The organism is Leisingera sp. F5 (genome assembly GCF_001593695.1).
Map to the genome: position 1 here is coordinate 1 of NZ_LUKH01001374.1, position 1,069 is coordinate 1,069.

Below are 1,069 nucleotides of genomic sequence, written 5' to 3' on the forward strand. Positions count from 1 at the left end.
ATCCCCCGGGGTGAATTGGCCGTAAGGCCAAGAGGGGCCGGCCCCCCTTACCGGTTCCGAAGCAAGCTGAAGGCCGCAGAGGCGCCCCAGCCGGAGGCGATCGCAATGGCCAAGGCCATCAGGCCGTAGAGAAAAGGCTGCTCGCGGGACATCGAAAACAGGAACCGCTCCAGCCCCACTTTGCGCACATCGATTGAGGTCTCGTAACTGGACACAACCTCGCCGCCGCGGGTCAGAAAGATGCGGGTCTGGTAATCGCCTTCAGTCAGATCCGCCGGCATCTCAATGGCGGTGCGGAACAGGGTCTGCTCATCCACTGCGACAGTGTTTTCCCGCAGCGAGTAGAGCCCGTTGTCCTCGCGGATGCGCACCACCGCGTCAGCAAAGGATTGGGCGCCGCGGATGTGCATTGCCGCGCCGACCGAGCGGATGGCCCGTTCGATAGAGACCCGGAACCGCAAGTCCTCGGTATCTGTCAGCACCTGGTCAAACGGGGCGCTGGTGGCCACGGCGTAGAAGGCCGGGGCAGAGTCCACCAGAACACTGTCCACATTGACCCAGATGCCCAGCTTCTTTTCCTTGCGGCGCACCATCACCGCCGGAGCCGGGCCGGAGACAGTGACGATCACTTCCAGCGGGTCCTCCGACGGGATCGGGCTTTCCCGTTTCACCGCGCCGAAAATCAGAATCTCCGAACCATCGAAGGTGGCGGTGATCGCCACCCGGTCCTGGCTGAGGCCCAGAACGACTTCTTCCTTGGCGGCCTGGGCCGCTGACTGCGGCAGCAGTGCCAGGGCGGCAGCTGTGAGGGCGGACATAAGCAGTTTGCGCATGATCAGTGGCCTCCCGCAGCGCCGAGGGAGTACAGCTCAGCCGGTTGCAGCAGCAGCTCAAGGCCCAGCTTGACGCAGACGATGATCACCATCAGCGCCAGCAGGATCCGCAGCTGTTCGGCCTTGAGATAGACACCGATGCGGGTGCCGATCTGGGCGCCGATCACGCCGCCGACCAGCAGCAGCACTGCCAGAACGATGTCCACTGTATAGTTGGTGGTGGCATGCAGCATGGT

2 protein-coding genes are annotated in these 1,069 nt (G+C 63.5%); both read right to left on the reverse strand.

Annotated features, from left to right (window positions below; all coding sequences use genetic code 11):
• Window positions 1-47 precede the first annotated feature (47 nt).
• The gene (locus tag A2I95_RS41540; protein ID WP_291738108.1) at window positions 48-833 is read right to left on the reverse strand and encodes a TIGR02186 family protein; all 786 of its coding nucleotides are present in this window, start codon (window positions 831-833) and stop codon (window positions 48-50) included.
• 2 nt (window positions 834-835) lie between these two features.
• The coding region (locus A2I95_RS41545) for a TSUP family transporter (protein ID WP_291738109.1) at window positions 836-1,069 on the reverse strand (234 nt) is incomplete at its 5' end.